The organism is Methylobacterium sp. Leaf91 (assembly GCF_001422815.1).
Taxonomy (GTDB): Bacteria; Pseudomonadota; Alphaproteobacteria; order Rhizobiales; family Beijerinckiaceae; genus Methylobacterium.
The window spans coordinates 86,317-104,564 of sequence record NZ_LMMP01000004.1 but is presented as its reverse complement, the minus strand read 5'-3'; the positions used below and the strand labels follow the sequence as shown (position 1 = coordinate 104,564).

The 18,248-nt window shown below is 67.5% G+C and carries 18 protein-coding genes; 7 read left to right on the top strand and 11 right to left on the bottom strand.

The features are described 5' to 3' along the window. Positions 1–154 precede the first annotated feature (154 nt). Together zigA and ASF32_RS05915 are read left to right on the top strand one after the other, a co-directional pair. Entirely contained in the window at positions 155–1,375 is a 1,221-nt protein-coding gene (zigA, locus tag ASF32_RS05920) for a zinc metallochaperone GTPase ZigA (protein WP_056424835.1), read from the top strand. Then, a complete protein-coding gene (locus tag ASF32_RS05915; RefSeq protein WP_056424832.1) occupies positions 1,375–1,704 on the top strand; it encodes a hypothetical protein in 330 nt (109 codons plus the stop codon). Before zigA ends, ASF32_RS05915 begins: the two co-directional genes overlap by 1 nt. Here the strand turns inward: ASF32_RS05915 and ASF32_RS05910 are convergent. From ASF32_RS05910 to ASF32_RS05900, 3 genes are all read right to left on the bottom strand, one after another. Then, positions 1,694–1,885 (bottom strand): DUF1192 domain-containing protein, encoded by a 192-nt coding sequence (locus tag ASF32_RS05910; protein WP_056424829.1) that lies wholly within the window; start codon positions 1,883–1,885, stop codon positions 1,694–1,696. The genes ASF32_RS05915 and ASF32_RS05910 overlap by 11 nt on opposite strands. A 29-nt stretch (positions 1,886–1,914) precedes the next feature. After that, complete coding sequence (locus ASF32_RS05905; protein WP_056424826.1) at positions 1,915–2,829, bottom strand: alpha/beta hydrolase; 915 nt, start codon at positions 2,827–2,829, stop codon at positions 1,915–1,917. An 82-nt stretch (positions 2,830–2,911) separates the two neighbouring features. Next, a complete protein-coding gene (locus tag ASF32_RS05900; protein WP_056424996.1) occupies positions 2,912–3,775 on the bottom strand; it encodes a lytic transglycosylase domain-containing protein in 864 nt (287 codons plus the stop codon). A gap of 131 nt (positions 3,776–3,906) precedes the next feature. On the opposite strand from ASF32_RS05900, the gene ASF32_RS05895 reads away from it, so the two are divergent. Together ASF32_RS05895 and ASF32_RS05890 are read left to right on the top strand one after the other, a co-directional pair. Then, a complete protein-coding gene (locus ASF32_RS05895; protein WP_056424823.1) occupies positions 3,907–5,535 on the top strand; it encodes an ABC transporter ATP-binding protein in 1,629 nt (542 codons plus the stop codon). Positions 5,536–5,549: 14 nt separating this feature from the next. Then, a complete protein-coding gene (locus tag ASF32_RS05890) occupies positions 5,550–6,770 on the top strand; it encodes a phosphopentomutase (RefSeq protein WP_056424819.1) in 1,221 nt (406 codons plus the stop codon). 33 nt (positions 6,771–6,803) lie between these two features. Here the strand turns inward: ASF32_RS05890 and ASF32_RS05885 are convergent, their stop codons facing one another. The 7 genes from ASF32_RS05885 to ASF32_RS05855 form a co-directional block, all read right to left on the bottom strand. Continuing rightward, complete coding sequence (locus ASF32_RS05885) at positions 6,804–7,229, bottom strand: acyl-CoA thioesterase (RefSeq protein ID WP_056424816.1); 426 nt, start codon at positions 7,227–7,229, stop codon at positions 6,804–6,806. A gap of 131 nt (positions 7,230–7,360) precedes the next feature. Beyond that, positions 7,361–7,882, bottom strand: coding sequence for a hypothetical protein (locus tag ASF32_RS05880; protein WP_056424813.1), 522 nt, complete (start codon positions 7,880–7,882; stop codon positions 7,361–7,363). 209 nt (positions 7,883–8,091) lie between these two features. Continuing rightward, positions 8,092–9,825 carry a PQQ-binding-like beta-propeller repeat protein gene (locus ASF32_RS05875; RefSeq protein ID WP_244478246.1) on the bottom strand — a complete coding sequence of 578 codons (1,734 nt, stop codon included), beginning with the start codon at positions 9,823–9,825 and terminating at the stop codon, positions 8,092–8,094. Between the two features lie 77 nt (positions 9,826–9,902). Then, a complete protein-coding gene (locus tag ASF32_RS05870) occupies positions 9,903–10,463 on the bottom strand; it encodes an ankyrin repeat domain-containing protein (RefSeq protein WP_056424806.1) in 561 nt (186 codons plus the stop codon). A 29-nt stretch (positions 10,464–10,492) separates the two neighbouring features. After that, on the bottom strand, positions 10,493–11,551 hold the full coding sequence (locus ASF32_RS05865) for an SDR family oxidoreductase (RefSeq protein WP_156467709.1): 1,059 nt from the start codon (positions 11,549–11,551) through the stop codon (positions 10,493–10,495). A gap of 128 nt (positions 11,552–11,679) precedes the next feature. Continuing rightward, positions 11,680–12,510 carry a transglutaminase family protein gene (locus ASF32_RS05860; RefSeq protein WP_056424993.1) on the bottom strand — a complete coding sequence of 277 codons (831 nt, stop codon included), beginning with the start codon at positions 12,508–12,510 and terminating at the stop codon, positions 11,680–11,682. A gap of 212 nt (positions 12,511–12,722) precedes the next feature. After that, a complete protein-coding gene (locus ASF32_RS05855; protein ID WP_056424800.1) occupies positions 12,723–13,223 on the bottom strand; it encodes a VOC family protein in 501 nt (166 codons plus the stop codon). Between the two features lie 77 nt (positions 13,224–13,300). Here ASF32_RS05855 and uvrB point away from each other — a divergent pair, with 77 nt between their 5' ends. The 3 genes from uvrB (at position 13,301) to ASF32_RS05840 (ending at position 17,182) form a co-directional block, all read left to right on the top strand. Continuing rightward, a complete protein-coding gene (gene uvrB, locus ASF32_RS05850; RefSeq protein ID WP_056424798.1) occupies positions 13,301–15,988 on the top strand; it encodes an excinuclease ABC subunit UvrB in 2,688 nt (895 codons plus the stop codon). Between the two features lie 106 nt (positions 15,989–16,094). After that, a complete protein-coding gene (locus ASF32_RS05845) occupies positions 16,095–16,394 on the top strand; it encodes a hypothetical protein (RefSeq protein WP_056424796.1) in 300 nt (99 codons plus the stop codon). A 38-nt stretch (positions 16,395–16,432) separates the two neighbouring features. After that, positions 16,433–17,182: a YidB family protein gene (locus ASF32_RS05840; RefSeq protein ID WP_056424793.1), complete on the top strand. Its 750-nt coding sequence runs from the start codon at positions 16,433–16,435 to the stop codon at positions 17,180–17,182. Between the two features lie 7 nt (positions 17,183–17,189). Here the strand turns inward: ASF32_RS05840 and mutM are convergent, their stop codons facing one another. Continuing rightward, positions 17,190–18,110 (bottom strand): bifunctional DNA-formamidopyrimidine glycosylase/DNA-(apurinic or apyrimidinic site) lyase, encoded by a 921-nt coding sequence (gene mutM / locus ASF32_RS05835; protein WP_056424791.1) that lies wholly within the window; start codon positions 18,108–18,110, stop codon positions 17,190–17,192. Positions 18,111–18,248 lie beyond the last annotated feature (138 nt).

Here is an 18,248-nt window from a genome sequence, read left to right as displayed (position 1 = left end):
CTTTGCCGCGACTCTGCCGGGATGGCCCTCCCCTAACACGCGGAGCGCGCTTTTCGACCCTCCTCTGTCTACCCGTGGACAGAGATTTTCAAACGGGATTGACAGGGACGATCCCACGAATTGTAATAGTATTACATTACATAGTGGATTTCCGATGAGCCAGCGCGATCACCGTCTCCCCGTCACCGTCCTTTCCGGCTTCCTCGGTGCCGGCAAGACCACGCTGTTGAACCACATTCTCAACAACCGCGAGGGACGACGCGTCGCCGTGATCGTCAACGACATGAGTGAGGTGAACATCGACGCCGCCCTGATCCGTGAGGGCAGCGCCAACCTCTCTCGCACCGACGAACGCCTGGTGGAGATGACCAATGGCTGCATCTGCTGCACGCTGCGGGACGACCTTCTGGCCGAAGTCCGGACGCTCGCGGAGGAAGGGCGGTTCGATTACCTCCTGATCGAAGGCACCGGCATCGCCGAGCCGCTGCCGGTGGCGAGCACCTTCTCCTTCCGCGACGAAGACGGGGCTGCGCTGAGCGACGTCGCCCGCCTCGACACCATGGTCACCGTGGTCGACGCGGTGAGTCTCCTGCGCGATTACGGTTCGACGGCGTTCCTGCGCGACCGGGGCGAGAGTGCGGGCGAGGAGGATGCCCGGACCCTTGTCGACCTTCTCGTGGAGCAGATCGAGTTCGCCGATGTAGTCGTCCTTAACAAGGCCGGTGATGTCGGGGCGGATCAGCTCGCTCTGGTCCGCTCGGTGATACGCGGGCTCAATGCCGATGCCCGCATCGTCGAGGCCTCCTATGGCCGCGTCCCCCTCGATCGGGTTCTGGATACCGGCCTGTTCAGCGAGGAGAGGGCGCAGGAACACCCGCTCTGGTTCAAGGAGCTCTACGGCGCCGCCGATCACGTGCCCGAAACCGAGGAATACGGGATCGGCTCCTTCGTCTACCGGGCTCGCCGTCCCTTCGCGCCCGAGGCGTTCGATGCCTTCACCAAGGTGACATGGCCAGGCCTCATCCGCGCGAAGGGGCATTTCTGGCTGGCGACGCGCCCGGACTGGGTCGGTGAATTCTCCCTCGCCGGTGCCATCGCCCGGGTTTCGCCGATGGGGGCGTGGTGGGCCTGCGTACCGAAGGCCCGCTGGCCGGAGGATGCGGAGTGGCGCAGTCATCTGTCCCGGAACTGGAGCGAGCCCTGGGGCGACCGCCGCCAGGAACTCGTCTTCATCGGGACGGGTCTCGACCAGGAAGCGATCACCGCCGCACTCGACGCCTGTCTGGTCGGTTCCGAGGAGGTGACGCGGTTCGATCCGGCGCCGTACCGCGCCCTGCCCGATCCGTTTCCCGCCTGGCAGCGTGCCGCCGCCTGATGGCGTTCTTTTCCCTCAAGGATGCCCGCGCCCGCTCGGCCGCACGGTCGGCCGATGCAGCGAGGCTCAAGGGCGCGCTTCGCCTGGGTCTCGGGCTCGGCGAGGATGACGTCCTCGCCGTCAACGAAATCGCCTGTGGCGAGCCCGGCTGCGCCGATCGCGAGACCATCGTCCTGGTGATGCGGGTCGGCGAGCCGACGCGGGCGCTGAAGATCGCGCGTGGACTGGAGGCGGTCGTGGCCGACGACATCGCCCGGCTGGGCGAGGAAGAGGATGCCATGAGGCGGGAGGGCGCGGCCCCGCCCGGAGATTCCGCGCCTACAGTTTGAAGATCGATGATGCCCGGTCCAGCGCGGACTTCTTGCCGGTTCGGGCCGATTCCAGGCGCTCGATCTCGGCGCGCAGCAGGGCGATCCGCTCGGCGATCTCGTCGAGGGAGAGGGTGTCGAGGCTCTCGCCGACCGTATGGGAGACCGTGCGCTTCGGCCGGTCCGTGTCGTCGTCGCGCATGGCTTGTCCCCCTGTCTTCCGGCGCTCGCCTAACGGTCCCACCGCGAGACCGAGCGAACGTGCTGTTGAGTGCCGGCATATTGCTTGAGGAATGTCGTCATTTCCGACAGTTCCGGCGCTTTCGAGCGGAAGGTGACCGAGAGGGCCAGAAGCGTGTCGGCATGGTCGAGGCCGGGATAGATCCGCTCCTGAACCGGCACCCGCACCGCGCGCAGTCGCGCCGCGAGGCTCTGGGTATTCTGCGGACGGACGATGGTGTCGTTGCCGCCCGTGGCCAGGAATGCGGGCGGTGAATGAGGGCTGGCGAAGGTGATCGGCTGCGTCGCCGCTGGGTCGGGGGCCTGTCCGAACACGTCCCTTGAGGTGTCCTGGTCGAAAGGATGGAAGTCATAGGGGCCGGACAGACCGGCCACGGCCCGGATCACCTTCGGGTCGACGCCCGCCTTGCGCAGGTAGCGCGGATCGAGCCCGAGCATCAGGGCATTGTAGGCCCCGGCCGAATGGCCCGCGAGAACGATGCGGCGCGGGTCGCCGCCATATTCTGCGATGTTGTCGCGAACCCAGGCGATGGCGGCGGCGCCGTCATCGAGGAAGTCGGGGAACCGAACTTCCGGATAGACCCGGTAATCGGGGATGACGGTGACGAAACCCTGGGCCGCCAGGGCCTGACCGACGAATTCGTAATCGTCCTTCGCGCCCGATTTCCACGAGCCGCCATAGAAGAAGACCAGCACCGTCGCATCCGCCGCGCCGCCGACGGGCGTGAAGACATCGAGGCGCTGCCGCGGATGGGTGCCGAAGGCGGCGCTCTTCTGGGCGAGCCGGCCGCCCTGGTCGCGCGGACCAATGGCATCGAAGAGGGCGAGGGGCGAACAAGCCGTGACCCCGAAGGCGGCCAGAGCGAGGCAGGCGAGAGTGGCGAAAGCGGCGAAGGCGCGGGTCATGCATCTCTCAAACGGGGAAACGAAGACCCGAATGACACGTGCCGCACGGCGGATTCATGACCGGAAAAAGGGTTTTTTGGATTCAGGTGCGCAGCACGATGCAGGCGCCCCCGACCTTCCGGATGCGGCCGCACAGGATATCGCCCGCCGCCCGGCTCTCGGCCGGGATGCGGATCCGGTAGAAGGCGCGCGTGCCGCGACTGCGCAGGCGCGTCCCGATGATCATCGGCCGCACCTCGCCGATCACCCCGGCATAGAGCTTCCGGGTGCGGGAGAAGCTCTGGAGGGCGAGGGATTTCGAGAAATTCCCGGCGAGCTGAATGCCCCACGGGGCGGCCGGCCCCTCGTTGCCGCCGAGGGCGAAGCGATCGCCGCGCGAGGGAATCCGCAACGCGGCGGTGACCTGCAGGCAGGTCTTCGGCGCTTCCGCCGTCGATGCTTCCTTCTTGGGGGCATCAGACTCTCCCTCGGCTCCGTTGACGGCCGCGCCTCCGCGCCAATCCTCCGCCGGCGCCCCGGTGATCGCCATCACGTAGGCGCGTGTCTCGGCGGGCAGGCCGCCCGTTCCGGCGAGCCAGCCCGAGACCCGGCCCGCGCCGCCATTATAGGCCGCAGCCGCGAGGCCGAGATTGCCGAACTGGCGATTGAGGTCGGCGAGGAGATGGGCGGCGTGGGGGATCGCCTGCTCCGGGTCGAACGGGTCGGTCAGCCCGCGCTCGCGTGCCGTTCCCGGCATGAACTGCGCGACGCCCTGCGCACCGACCGGGCTCACGGCCGTGACGCGAAAACTGCTTTCCCGCCAGATCAGCCGCGTCAGGAACGGCACGGGCAGGCCTCGCACCCTGGCCGAATCCTCGATCAGGCGGCAGAGCGCCTGCTCCACGGTTTCCGTCGCCACCTCGGCCGAGGCCGGCGCGGCGGCGAGGAGACAACAGGCGAGGATCAGGCTGCGGAGGGATGTCACGGGGCGTTTGTAATGCGGTCTGGCGCCGGATCAATTGCCGTTCGCCGATCTCATCGCGCCGCGCTATAAGAACCTCGGCTTCCCCAATCCGCGGACCCGGTGCCCTTCCCTCGATGACTGACACGCTGCTCGACGTCCAAGACCTGTCGGTCGCCTTCCGCTCGCGTGAGCGTGAGACGCTGGCAGTGGATCGCGTGAGCTTCACGATCCACAGGGGCGAGACGGTTGCCCTGGTGGGCGAGTCCGGGTCGGGCAAGTCGGTGACGGCCCTGTCGATCCTGCGCCTCCTCGATGGGAGCGCCGTCCATCCCGGCGGTCGCATCCTGTTCAAGGGACGGGACATTCTGGCCTTGCCGGAGCCGGAACTGCGTAAGATCCGTGGTGCCGACATCACCATGGTGTTCCAGGAGCCGATGACCTCGCTCAATCCTCTGCACACGATCCAGCGGCAGATCGGCGAGGTTCTGGAGATCCATCGCGGCCTGTCCGGCCGCAAGGCCCGCGCCCGCATCCTCGAATTGCTCGAACTCGTCGGCGTCCGCGATGCCGAGCGGCGCATGGGCGCCTATCCGCACGAATTGTCCGGCGGCCAGCGCCAGCGCGTCATGATCGCCATGGCGCTCGCCTGCGAGCCGGACCTTCTGGTGGCGGACGAGCCGACCACCGCCCTCGACGTCACCGTCCAGGCGCAGATCCTCACGCTCCTGGCCGACCTGCAGAAGCGCCTCGGCATGTCGATGCTGTTCATCACCCACGATCTCGGCATCGTGCAGCGCATCGCCTCGCGGGTCTGCGTGATGCTCGCCGGCCGCATCGTCGAAGCGGGGCCGGTGGACGAGATCTTCGCCAGGCCCAAACACGAATATACCCAGCGCCTGCTCGCCTCCGAGCCGAAGGGGCGCGCCAACCCGGTGGCGGACGACGCTCCGCGCCTGTTGGAAGCCGGCCCGCTCAAGGTGTGGTTCCCGGTCCGCGAGGGGCTTCTCCGGCGCACGACCTTCCACGTGAAGGCAGTGGATGGCGTGTCCCTCGCCGTCCGCGAGGGGGAGACGATCGGGATCGTCGGGGAATCCGGATCGGGCAAGACCACTCTGGGGCTCGCCCTGCTGCGCCTCACCGGCAGCGAGGGCCCTATCGTCTTCCTCGGCCAGTCCATTGCCGGGCTCGGCCCCGGACCGATGCGACCGTTCCGGCGCGACATGCAGGTAGTCTTCCAGGACCCTTACGGCTCGCTCTCGCCGCGCATGACGGTGGCCGACATCGTCGCCGAGGGCCTCGTCGTGCAGGGGGCGGTGAAGTCGCGCATCGAGCGGCGCGCCGTGGTCGCCAAGGCACTGACCGATGTCGGTCTCGATCCGGCGACGATGGATCGCTACCCGCACGAATTTTCCGGCGGCCAGCGCCAGCGCATCGCCATCGCCCGCGCCATGGTGCTGAAACCGCGCTTCGTCGTCCTCGACGAACCGACCTCGGCCCTCGATCGGTCGGTTCAGGCTCAGATCGTCACCCTGCTCCGCGACCTGCAGAAGGAGCGCAAGCTCGCCTACCTCTTCATCAGCCATGATCTCAAGGTCGTTCGCGCGCTGGCGAACTACGTGCTGGTGATGCAGAACGGCAAGGTCGTGGAGGAAGGCCCGGCGGAGGCCATCTTCGCCCGGCCGCAGACCGAGTACACGAAGGCCCTGTTCGCTGCCGCCTTCGATCTCAACAGCGCCACCACCGAAGACGTGGTCCCGGCCTGAACACGACGAGACCCATGGCGCGCGTCTTTCTCATCGTCCTCGATTCGGTCGGCATCGGCGGAGGGCCGGACGCTGCCCGCTACGGCGACGAGGGCTCGGACACGCTCGGCCATATCGCGGAATCCTGCGCCGCCGGGGCGGGCGATCGCGCGGGCCTTCGAGCCGGCCCCCTCGCTCTGCCGAACCTGACGCGTCTCGGCCTCGGTCTCACCGCCGAGGGGGCGAGCGGCCGCATCCCGCCCGGGCTCGAGCCATCCGGTCCGGTCGATGGGGCCTACGGCCATGCCATCGAGACCGCGCCCGGCAAGGACACACCCTCCGGCCATTGGGAGATCGCGGGCGCCCCCGTCACCGAGGATTGGGGCTACTTTCCCGACAGGGTGCCGGCCTTCCCCACTGCCCTCATCCAAATGCTGATCGAACGGGGCGAACTCCCCGGTATCCTCGGTGATTGCCACGCCGCCGGTATCCCGATCGTCGAGCGTCTCGGGGCAGAGCACGTCCGGACGGGCAAGCCGATCTGCTACACCTCGGCCGACAGCGTCTTCCAGATCGCCGCTCACGAGGAGACGTTCGGGCTGGACCGGCTCTACGAGCTCTGTCGGATCGCCCGCGAGATCTGCGACCCCTACCGGATCGGCCGGGTCATCGCCCGCCCCTTCCTCGGCTCGGAGGAAACTGGTTTCCGGCGTACCCCGAACCGCAAGGATTTCGCCACGCAGCCGCCGGGCGAAACCCTCCTCGACCGCCTGAGCGAGCGGGGACGCCCTGTGGTCAGCGTCGGCAAGATCGGCGACATCTTCGCCCACCGCGCCACGGGCCGCGAGATCAAGGCCGCCGGCAACGTTGCCTGCCTCGATGCGGCGCTGGCCGCGTTCCGCACCCTCCCCGAGGGCGGGCTGGTCTTCCTGAACCTGGTCGATTTCGACACGGAACACGGCCACCGCCGCGATGTGCCCGGCTACGCCGCCGAGCTGGAGCGCTTCGATGCGCGCGTGCCCGAGATCCATGCGGTGCTCGAGGCGGGTGATGTCTGCATCGTCACCGCCGACCACGGCAACGACGCGACATGGTCGGGGACGGAGCATACCCGCGAGCAGGTGCCGGTCCTGGCCTTCGGTCCCGGTCTCGGCGCCCGGTCACTCGGGCGAAGGGAGACCTTCGCGGATATCGGCGCCTCCATCGCCCGACATCTCGACGTCGGCGAATTGGGACGCGGCACGTCGTGGTGGTGAGGCGGTCCCGCCCGAACCGGGTGGGATCGAAACTCAGACCTCCCAGGTCTCTTCGACCTCGGGCGAGATCGGCCTCGGGCGGCGGTCGCTGCCGATGGCGACGAAGGTGAACAGGCCTTCCGTCACCTTCATCGTGTTCTCGCTCTCGCGTTCGCGGCGCCAGACCTCGACCTGGATGCGGAGCGAGGTGCGGCCGACCTTCACGATCCAGGCATAGATGCTGACCTCGTCGCCGACGATGACCGGGCGATGGAAGGTCATGGCATCCACGGATATCGTGGCGCAGCGGCCCCGCGCCCGGCGAGCGGCGACGTTACCCGCTGCCAGATCCATCTGTCCCATCAGCCATCCGCCGAAAATATCCCCGGCCGGATTGGTGTCCGCAGGCATCGCGATCGTGCGCACCACGGGGGAGCCGCGGTCGGTGGGCTGTCGTGGCTCGGAAACATCGGTCGACATGGGGTGGTGCGGTCTCTTGTGATCTCGGCTCTGCCAATGCAAGCGGCGCGCCGCCTGTGTCGTCCTGTCACATCCGGCCGGGCGCGAACAGGTGACCCGCTTGAAGGGTAACGGCGGTCGTCACGCCTTCCTCACAGTCCGGACCGTCCCGTTCCTCGCGGCGGCGAAGGCGGGCGCCTGCGCAGCATCACCGCCCCGCCCGCCAGCAGCGCGATGCAGAGCAGGGCGTAGGGCAGGCCCAACAGCAGTAGGAAGAACCCGGCACTCGCCTCGCCACCACTGGCACCACCGGAATCCCGGTCGAGAAGCCAGCCCAGGACGCCCGTGACCGCCAGGAGGACGATGCCGTTCAGGAGGATGGCGCCCCCGACGGCGAGGCAGCCCCAGCCTATGCGTCGACGCTCATCGCCCACGCGGGCAAGGAGAAGCGTCACGGCGATCACCACGCTGGCCTGAAGACCGATGGCGAGGAAGGGCAGCATGTCTACCGCCGGTCCCGGCCAGGTTATGGCGGCATCCCGCATGCCCGGGTTGGGCCGGACCATCATGCCGATGAGGGCCGTGAGGGCGGGAAAGATCACCCCGCCGATCGCCCAGCCCACGAACAGGCCGAAGACGCTACTGATGGCCCATCGCCGGGTGTTCGGGTTCATGCCGTCCCTTCCTGCCGCTGGGCAAACACGATTGGCCCCGCTATCGACGACAGCACGCTAATGGCACGCCGTCTACGCGATGATAGCGATCCTCGACCCCCTATCACGACGGTCAAGGGGGGGGGGGGGGGAGCATGTCCGGCAAGGAGTCGATGACGGAGGCGCTCCTCGGCCCGTCGAGGCGGATATGCGAAGTGACGAGATAACCGTCAGTCCGGCAGGGCGAACACGACGAGCGCGTCGCCGGTGCCGAAACCCGAGCCCTTGGTGAACGAGGCTCCGCCGGCCGCCACGGCCACGTATTGCCGGCCGTCCAGCGAATAAGTGATCGGCGGCCCGCCGATCCCGGCACCGCATTGGAAACGCCACAGCACCGTGCCGGTCGCCGCGTCATGGGCGTCGAGATGACCGTCTTCCTCGCCGGAGAAGACCAGACCGCCGGCGGTGGCGAGCGTGCCGCCCGAAAGGCGGCTTCCCGCCTTCACCGACCATTTGATCGCGCCGCCCTTGGCGAGGTCGACAGCCGTGAGCGTGCTGAAGGAAGGCTCTCCCTTCGCCTCGCTCGTTTCGGTGAAACGGATCTGCGGCCTGCCGGCGGCGGCGGGGACAGTCCTCACCGTGTAGGTGGTCGCGCCGTGACGGACCTGGGCATAGGCCATGCTGGTCGTCGGATCGAAGGCGACCGGATGCCAGGAGATCGCCCCGAGGGGACCGGGGCTGACGACGGTTCCGGTCTCGGTGGGCGGTGCGTAGAGGTTCTTCTGCGTGGTCAGCGGCGCGGACTTGCCGAGGAGCGTGCCGGTCGCCCGGTCGTGGACGTAGAGCCAGCCGGTCTTGCTCGCTTCGGCGACCGCCTTCACCGGACCTTGCGGCGTCGCGTAATCGAGCAGGAAGGGCGGGCTCGCGACGTCGTAGCCCCATTCGTCATGGGGGACCTGCTGGTAATACCAGCGCAGCTTTCCGGTCTTCACGTCCAGAGCGACGAGGCTCATCGTGTAGAGGTTGTCGCCCGGCCGCGAGAGGCCGAAATTCTGCGGCGCGGGGTTGCCGGTGCCGACATAGATCAGGCCGAGATCGGCATCGTAGGCCGGGGTCATCCAGAGCGAGCCGCCGCCGACCTTCCAGGCCTCCCTGTGCCGGGGCGCGGCCGCCTTCTCGGCGGCAATGTCGCGATTGAGCGGCACCCCATCGGCGGTCTTCTCGACGAAGCCGCCTTCCCAACCGTCCTCCTTGGTGACGTACCAGCGCCAGCGCTCCTCGCCGGTGGCCGCATCGTAGGCCGCGAGCCAGCCGCGTCGTCCGTAGCCGCCCTCGATCCCGACCACAGCGCCGCCGTCGAGCCCGCCTTTCTCGTCCTCCACGTGGAGGCCGTAGCCGGCCCCGGCCACGCCGACGATGACGAGCCCGTCGGCCACGAGAGGCGGCATCTTGAAACCGAGCCGGCTCGAACCCTGGATCGCGCCCGCGCCGAGCGTTCCGGCGAGATCGGACGCGGTCTCCGACTCGCCCTCCTCAGGGCGGACGGCCTCGTGGTCCCACAGGATCTTGCCGGTCTTGGCGTCGAGGGCGATGACCCGCCCGTCCATGGTCGCCTCGAAGACCTTGCCGCCCGAGACCGCGACGCCGCGATTCGAGGGCGGCCCGAAGATCTTCTCCGTCCGAGCCTTGTGGGTGTAGGTCCAGATCACCCGCCCGGTCTTCGCCTCCAGGGCCGCCACGTGGTTCTGCGTGGTGGAGACGTACATCACCCCGTCCACCACCACCGGCTCGGCCTGGAAGTAGCCTGTGATCCCGGTCTGGAAGATCCAGGCCGGGCGCAGCTTGGCGACGTTGCCCCGGTCTATGGCCGTGAGCGGCGAGAAATGCCGGTTGGTATGGTCGCGGCCGAACATCGGCCATTCCTCGGCACGCGCTCCCGAGGAGATTGTCAGGGCGCCCACCATCAGCGGAAAGACGGAGCGGCGGACCATCGCCAATGATTTGATCATCCCGTCACGCCCCATCCATCGATCGGTTGGCTTCAGTCGACGCTCAGTCGGGCGAGCCGAATGGCTGCCTCGAGCTGGAACGGCGTGTCGGCGGCGTTCATGGAACGGGCGAGATCCGCGGCACTCTGCCCGTTGCCGTCGCGCCTGGCCGGGTCGGCACCCCGCGCCAGCAGGAGTTCCACCATCTCGGTGCGGTTGAACATCGCCGCCGTCATCAGCGCGGTGCGCGTGCCGGTTCCGGTGCCGTCGATCATCGCGCCCTTCTCCAGCAGTAGCTCCACGATGGCCATGTCGCCCTTGAAGGCGGCGCCGGCGAGCGGCGTCTGCCCCCGGTCGTTGGAGAGCTCGGGGTCGCCGCCGTTCTCGAGGATGAGGCGCGTGGTCTCGACCTGCCCATTATAGGCGGCCAGCATCAGCAGGCTGTCGCCCTTGTCATTGAGGAGGTTCGCCGGAAGTCCCTGAGCGAATAGCTCTTCGAGCTCGTCCACATGCCCTGCCCGCGCATATTGGAAGACCCGGCCCGCGAAGGCCAGGGTCTCCGAGTCGAGTTCGGGAAGCGCAGGGTTGGGCGAAGCCGGCGTTTCGGATTGCATCGTCACTTTCTGTCTCAGTGAATGCTGTGTCAGGGAATGACTTTTTCGGTCCGCAACCGGCCGAACAGGTCGAGGAAACTGTCGTCGCTGGGCTGATAATCGAGGAAGCCGAGCCGGCGGCTGCGCGCCATGTCGGTGACCACCTCGATCGGTCGGCCGAGATCCGCATCGGTGTGCCATGCGGAGGCGAGACGGTCGAGATCGGACTCGACCAACCCGTGGCGCTCAGCCAGATCCCTCCAGACCGGCCCGTCCTTGGCCATCTGCTCTTCGAGGGGTGTCGCCGCACCCGGATAGGGCGCCGGCTCCAGGCCGAACCATTCCGCGATGCGGCCCCACATCCACGACCAGCGGAAGACGTCGCCGTTGACCACGTTGAACGCGGTGTTCGCCGCGGCGGGATCGGTAGAGGCCCAGGCGAGATGACGGGCCAGCAGCCGCGCGTCGGTGACGTCGGTCAGGCCGTTCCATTGCTGCGGTGAGCCCGGGAACAGGAACGGGCGTCCGGTCTCTCGACAGAGGGAGGCGTAGACGGCCAGCGTCACGCCCATGTTCATGGCGTTGCCGAGGGCATAGCCGACGATGGTGTGCGGACGGTGCACGCTCCAGCCAAAACCCTGGCGCTTGGCGGCAGCGAAGACCTCATCCTCCTGTACGTAGTAGAAATTCTCCACCGGCAGGCGGTCCTGATCCTCGCGGAACGGCGTCTGCGGCAGCGTGCCCTTCCCGTAAGCTTCGAAGGGCCCGAGATAGTGCTTGAGGCCGGTCACCAGGGCCACGTGGCGCAACGGAGCCGCTTGCAGGGCGTCGAGGAGGTTGCGCACCATGGCGCCATTGACGCGGCAATTCTCGGCCTCGGTCGCCTGCCGCATCCATGTGGTGATGAAGACATGCGTCGGTGCGAGGTCGGACAAGGCCGCTTGCAGGGAGGCGGGATCCGTCAGGTCCGCCGTCACCGGGGTCACGCCCTCGATATCTACGGGCCGGCGCGCCAGACCCAGGACGTTCCAGCCCTCGGCGACGAGGTGACGGGCGAGGTTGTTGCCGACGATGCCGCTCGCACCGGCGATGAGCGCCGTACCCTTGATCCTGTCCGACATGCTGTCTCCAATAGAGATGCATTCCTCCTCGGACCATCCGATAGAGGGACCGGCCGAGGAGGGAATGTGTCTATCGGAACGCGGGAGGTCGGATGTCGATCCGGCGTGGATCCGCTTCAGGCGATGGGGGTCAATTCGCCGGTCTCGCTGATCTCGTCGGTATGCACGTCGAAGCTCGCGAGCAGGGCCGTGCTGAAGCTCGTGGAGATCGCCACGTCGGTGGCGTCGCGGCCTCGCGCGATGAGGATGCGGCCGATGCGGCGCTTGTTGTTGCGGGCGTCGAAGGTGAACCAGCGCCCATCGAGATAGACTTCGAGCCAGGCCGAGAAGTCGCCCGGCGGCACCACGGGCACGCCGATATCGCCGAGATAGCCGGTGCAGTAGCGGGCCGGGATGTTCATGCATCGGCAGAAGGCGACGGCGAGATGCGTGAAATCGCGGCAGACGCCGATCTTCTGGGTGTAGGCTTCGAAAGCCGTGCGGGTGGCGTCGGCCTGCTGGTAATCGAACTTGATGTGCCGGTGCACGAAATCGTGGATCGCCTGGACCCGTGCCCAACCCTCGGGTGTGGTGCCGAAGAGACCCCAGGCGATGTTCGAGAGCTTGTCGGTCTCACAATAGCGGCTGCCGAGCAGGAACGGCATGACGTCGTCCGGAAGATCCTGCACCGGATGCTGTTTCGCCTCGGGCACGAGTTCGTCCAACTCGCCGGAATCCTCGATCGTGAAATCGGCCGACACCGTGATCCGGCCACCGGGGGCGAGGATGCGGGTGCAGACGTTGCCGAACGGATCGAGGTAGCTGTGAGCCTCCACCGGCGGCTCGATCGTCATCGTTTCCGGTGTCAGCAGATCACCCGCCCTGGACGGGTGGACGTTGAGCATCAGGGTGATCGGCGTCGGGCCGAACGTGTCGTAGCCGATCGTGTAGCCGGTCCGGATTTTCATGGGGTCGCTCGCATCGGGCAAAGGGGGGCGCGGCTCGTCTCCACCCGCCGCCGCCCTGCGCCCGAGACCGTGGGCCTCGAGCGAGCGGGTGGCGTCGAGGCGGCGACGATCTGGTGCCGCCATGCCCGCCTCGGCCGCCCCCGTTCGAGAGCGGCATCGTCTCGTCACTGGTTAGCACACGGAAAGGTTGCCACCTAACGTTTTGGTGCTCCTCAGGTTTCATCCAGGGCGGCCCGGAGATCGGCGAGGTCGAGGCGGCGGGTGAACATGGTGAGGCCGCCCTCGGCATCGCGCGGCCATTCCGCTTCCGGCCTGTCCCTGTAGAGTTCGACCCCGTTCATGTCCGGGTCGCGCAGGTACAGTGCCTCGCTCACACCGTGGTCGCTGGCCCCGTCGAGGGCGATGCCGGCCGCGTCGAGACGCTGCAGGGCATCGGCGAGGGAGGCGCGGGTCGGATAGAGGATTGCGAGGTGGAACAGGCCGGTCGTACCGGGCGGCGGCGGGCTGCCGCCTTCGCTCTCCCAGGTGTTGAGCCCGATATGGTGGTGGTAATCCCCCGCCGCGATGAAGGCGGCCTGGGTGCCGTAGCGAGCCTTGAGGGAGAATCCGAGCACGCCGCAATAGAAGGCAAGAGCCCGGTCGAGATCGGCGACCTTGAGATGGACATGGCCGATCCGCGCCTGCGGATGGATCGGGTTCGACGTCGTCGTCATGATGGGTCTCGCTCCTGATTGGCGCGAAGCGATGGGCCGCCCTTTCCCCTTTCGTTCCGCGGGGCCATATTCCACCCATGCCTCCTGCGAACAAACCCCGCGTCTCCTCGGCGAAGGCTTCGAAGCCCGAGCTGAAACCGCTCGACGAGCACCTGGCGGCCCTGCTGAGCCCGGCGCTCAACCGTAACCGGCTGCCCGCGGTCGAGAATCCTGCGCCGCCGGCTCCGCCGAAGAAGCCCGGCAGGCCCAAGAAAGCCGCATCGCCCCCCGGCGGTTTCGGTGAAGCGCCGCAGGCCGGGTTCACCCTCGGCGATGCGGCCGAGGTCGACCCACGCCTCGCCCAGGCGCTGGGAATCACGCCGCCGGAAGACGGCCCGGCACCCGAGGCGCTGGCGAACGAGGATGAGGGGTCGCTGGCCACCGACGGCGTATCTGCCACGGTGGACGCGCTGTCGCGCCTCCTCACCGAGGGCAACCCGCTGTTCCGGGACGGCAAGACCTGGGCGCCGCATCGCCCGGAGCGGCCAAAGAAATCCGAAGGCGGCCTCGCCTTCACGTTGAAATCCGAGTTCGAGCCGGCGGGCGACCAGCCGCGCGCCATCGCCGAACTGGTGGAGGGGGTGAACAAGAACGAGCGCGATCAGGTGCTGCTCGGCGTCACCGGCTCCGGCAAGACCTTCACCATGGCCAAGATCATCGAGGCGACGCAGCGCCCCGCCCTGATCCTGGCGCCGAACAAGACCCTGGCGGCGCAGCTCTACGGCGAGTTCAAGAGCTTCTTCCCCGACAACGCGGTGGAGTATTTCGTCTCCTACTACGATTACTACCAGCCCGAGGCCTACGTGCCGCGCTCCGACACGTTCATCGAGAAGGAATCCTCGATCAACGAGCAGATCGACCGGATGCGCCACTCGGCCACCCGCGCTCTGCTCGAGCGCGACGACGTCATCATCGTCGCCTCGGTCTCGTGCATCTACGGTATCGGCTCGGTGGAGACCTACACCGCCATGTCGTTCACGGTGTCGCTGAACGAGCGGATCGAGCAGCGCCAACTGGTCGCCGACCTCGTGGCGCTCCAATACAAGCGCATCCAGTCCGACTTCGCCCGCGGCACCTTCCGGGTGCGCGGCGACGTGATCGAACTCTGGCCTGCCCACTTGGAGGATCGCGGCTGGCGCATTGGCCTGTTCGGCGACGAAATCGAGTCGATCACCGAATTCGATCCGCTCACCGGCAAGAAAATCAATGACCTCAAATTCGTGAAGGTCTACGCCAACTCGCACTACGTCACGCCGCGTCCGACCCTCCAGCAGGCGATCAAGGGCATCAAGACCGAGCTGAAGCTTCGGGTGGACGAGCTGACCAAGATGGGCCGGCTCATCGAGGCGCAGCGGATCGAGCAGCGCTGCACCTTCGACATCGAGATGATCGAGGCGACGGGCGCCTGCAACGGTATCGAGAACTATTCGCGCTACCTCACCGGCCGCAAGCCCGGCGAGCCGCCGCCGACGCTGTTCGAATACCTGCCCGACAATGCCATCGTCTTCACCGACGAGAGCCACGTCACGGTTCCGCAGATCGGCGGCATGTACAAGGGCGACTTTCGCCGCAAGGCGACGCTGGCCGAATACGGTTTCCGCCTGCCCTCCTGCCTCGACAACCGCCCGCTCCGTTTCGAGGAATGGGACGCCATGCGACCGCAATCGGTCCACGTCTCGGCGACCCCGGCGAAATGGGAGATGGAGCAGACTGGCGGCGTCTTCGCCGAGCAGGTCATCCGCCCCACCGGCCTCGTCGATCCGGTGATCGAGATCCGCCCTGCCCGCTCTCAGGTGGACGATCTGTTGGGCGAAGTGCGCGAGGTCGCACAGGCAGGCTACCGCACGCTGGTGACGACGCTGACCAAGCGCATGGCCGAGGACCTGACCGAGTATTTGCACGAGAACAGCGTCCGCGTGCGCTACATGCACTCGGATATCGACACGCTGGAACGGATCGAGATCATCCGCGACCTGCGGCTCGGCGCCTTCGACGTGCTCATCGGCATCAACCTGCTGCGCGAGGGCCTCGACATCCCGGAATGCGCCCTCGTGGCGATCCTCGACGCCGACAAGGAAGGCTTCCTGCGTTCCGAGACCTCGCTGATCCAGACCATCGGCCGCGCCGCCCGCAATGCCGACGCCCGTTGCATTCTCTACGCGGACAACATCACCGGCTCGATGGAACGGGCCATGGCGGAGACCGAGCGCCGCCGCCAGAAGCAGCTCGCCTATAACGAGGAACACGGCATCACGCCGCAGAGCGTGAAGCGCGGAATCTCCGACATTCTCAGCAGCGTGTTCGAGGGCGACCACGTCCAGGTCGATACGGGTCTGGCCAAGAACGCGGCCACGATCGGCCACAACTTCAAGGCCGTCATGGCCGATCTCGAGAAGCGCATGCGCACGGCCGCCGCCGATCTCGATTTCGAGGAAGCGGCGCGCCTGCGCGACGAGCTGAAGCGCCTCCAGGCGACGGAGCTCCTGCTTTCCGACGACCCTATGGCGCGCCAGGGTGACGTGGAGCGCGATGCCGGAAAGTACGGCGCGAAGCGGAGTCGTATCTCGAAGCCGAGCCTCGACAGTATGGGCCCGGGCACCGACCGCGAATTACCCGTGGGAGGCGAAGCGCCCCTCTGGGCCGAGCGCCCGAAGGCGCGCTCGACCCAGGGGCTCGGCGGCCAGAAGCCGAAATACAAGGGCGGCGGCGGGCGCAAGCGCGACTGAAACCCGCACCGGCGTCGGAACCCCCGGCCTAGGCTCGGGCTTGGAGAAGCATGTGACGGCGCCCGAACCCGGGCGCCCCCGTGCCTCGAACCGACGGAGCAATCCCATGCGCAAGGAACCTCTCATCCGGGCGAGCCTGCTCCTCGCTGCCGGCATCTTCCTGGTGCAGACCGCGCCTGCCCAGGCAATCTCCGATCGCCGCGACCAACCGACGGCCGCCGACGTGCCGTCGGAAACCCGATCCGGCGAGACATCCGGTTCGAAGCCCATCGGCGACGTGAAGCCGCCGAGCGCCATCCGCCCCACGACGGCTGTGACCGAGGATGACGGCAAGTCGTCTCGGACCAACCCGCTCGATCATCTGCCCGCGCGCGACCGCGCCGGGACCGGCGGACGCCGGGAATAGAATTCGCCGTCAAGGCTCGCTGCTCAGGAGGAACGACCATGGGATTACTCGATCAGGTCATCGGCGGTGTGCTCGGCAACGTCCTCGGCGGTGGCCGGGGCAGCGATCACCAGCAAGGCGGCGGTTCCGGTGGCGGAGCGCTCGGAGGCTCCCTGTCACCCATCGTGCAGGCTTTGCTGATGCTGCTCCTGCAGAAGGGCGGCGGCGGGTTGAGCGACATCCTCGGCGGCGGTCGGGGAGGCCAGCCGGAAATGGAGCAGGGCCGGCGCGGGCCGCCCGAGCCCTATGACGACGGTGACCAGGGCGGCTTCAACCAGGACCCGTACAATGAAGGCCGAGACCGTGGCGGCTATGGCGGCGGATCACGCGGATCGTCGCCGGAAGGCGATTTCAGCGACCTGTCGGGGATGCTCGACGGACCCGGCGGCGGTCAGGGCTACCAGGGCTCTCGCGATCAGGGCCATTCCTCCGGCGCGGGGCCTTACAGCCGCCTCGACCAGGAGCAGGGCGACGATCTCGGTGGGTTCGACGGGTTGATCGACCGGCTCCAGCGCGGCGGTCTCGGCGACGCCATCGGTTCCTGGATCGGGCATGGACAGAACCAGCCCGTCGAGCCGAACCGGCTCGCGGACGCCCTCGGTTCGGACACGGTGAACACGCTGCAGAGTCGCACCGGCCTCTCCCGTGACGATCTGCTGTCACAGCTGGCCCAGGCGCTACCGGGCGTCATCGACGGACTGACCCCGCAAGGACGGAAGCCGGATCTCGAGGAGCGTCGCGGCTGGTAATACCGAGTCAGGCCCGGCGAACAGCAGGTTTGCTGGGCTTCGCAGGCTGGCAGGTCGCACAATAGAACGTCGAGCGTCCCGATTGCACGATCCGCGCTATGGTGCCGCCGCAGCCTTTCGCCGTGCAGGGCTCGCCGGTACGGTCGTAGACCCGAAACGCATGCTGGAACGAGCCCGACCCGCCATCGGTATGGGCGTAGTCTCGCAGGGTGGACCCGCCGGCGGCGACGGCCTCGGTGAGCACTTCGCGGATCATCCGTGCGAGCAACCGCGCTTTCGTCGTCGGCCGCCCATCGTCTTTCGCCAGGATTCCCGCTGGCAATTCGGGATGCAGCCCGGCGCGGTGAAGCGCTTCGCAGACATAGATGTTGCCGAGGCCGGCAATCAGCCGCTGATCGAGGAGAGCGGCCTTCAGCGGCGTGATCTTGTTGCGGAAGAGGAGCGCCAGGCTCTCCGGGCTCATGGCCTCGCTCAACGGTTCGATCCCCATCGCGGCGAAATGCTTGCAGCCGGCGAGGTCCAGGGTCGGCACGAGGTCCATGAAGCCGAAACGGCGCGCGTCGTTGTAGGTGACGGTGGCGCCGTTCGACATCGCCATCACCACATGGTCGTGCTTGGCGTTGCCGAGCGCTCCTTCGAGATAGAAATCTCCGGGCGAGACGTTACGACCATCCGGCAAGGCCACGTCGAAGCGCCCGCTCATGCCGAGATGCAGGATCAGCGTCTCTCCCGTGTCGAGACCGGCGGTGAGGTATTTCGCCCGTCGCGCCAGATCGGTCACCGTGGCGCCTTCGAGCCGCTGGGCGAAGCGCTCGGGGAAGGGAAACCGCAGGTTCGGCCGGCGCAGGGTCACGCGGGAGAATCGTGCACCCACCATGGCGGGGGAAAGCCCGCGACGGACGGTTTCGACTTCGGGCAGTTCTGGCATGGAGGGGGCGAGGCTCTGGATCGGGGGACGGCGCCGACACGGCGAGGGCCGGCATCCGCCACCGATCGTCATGCACCTGTCTAACCCGGCACATGGCGATCCTTGCCGGCTTTCGCTATGACGCTCGCGCAAGAGGAT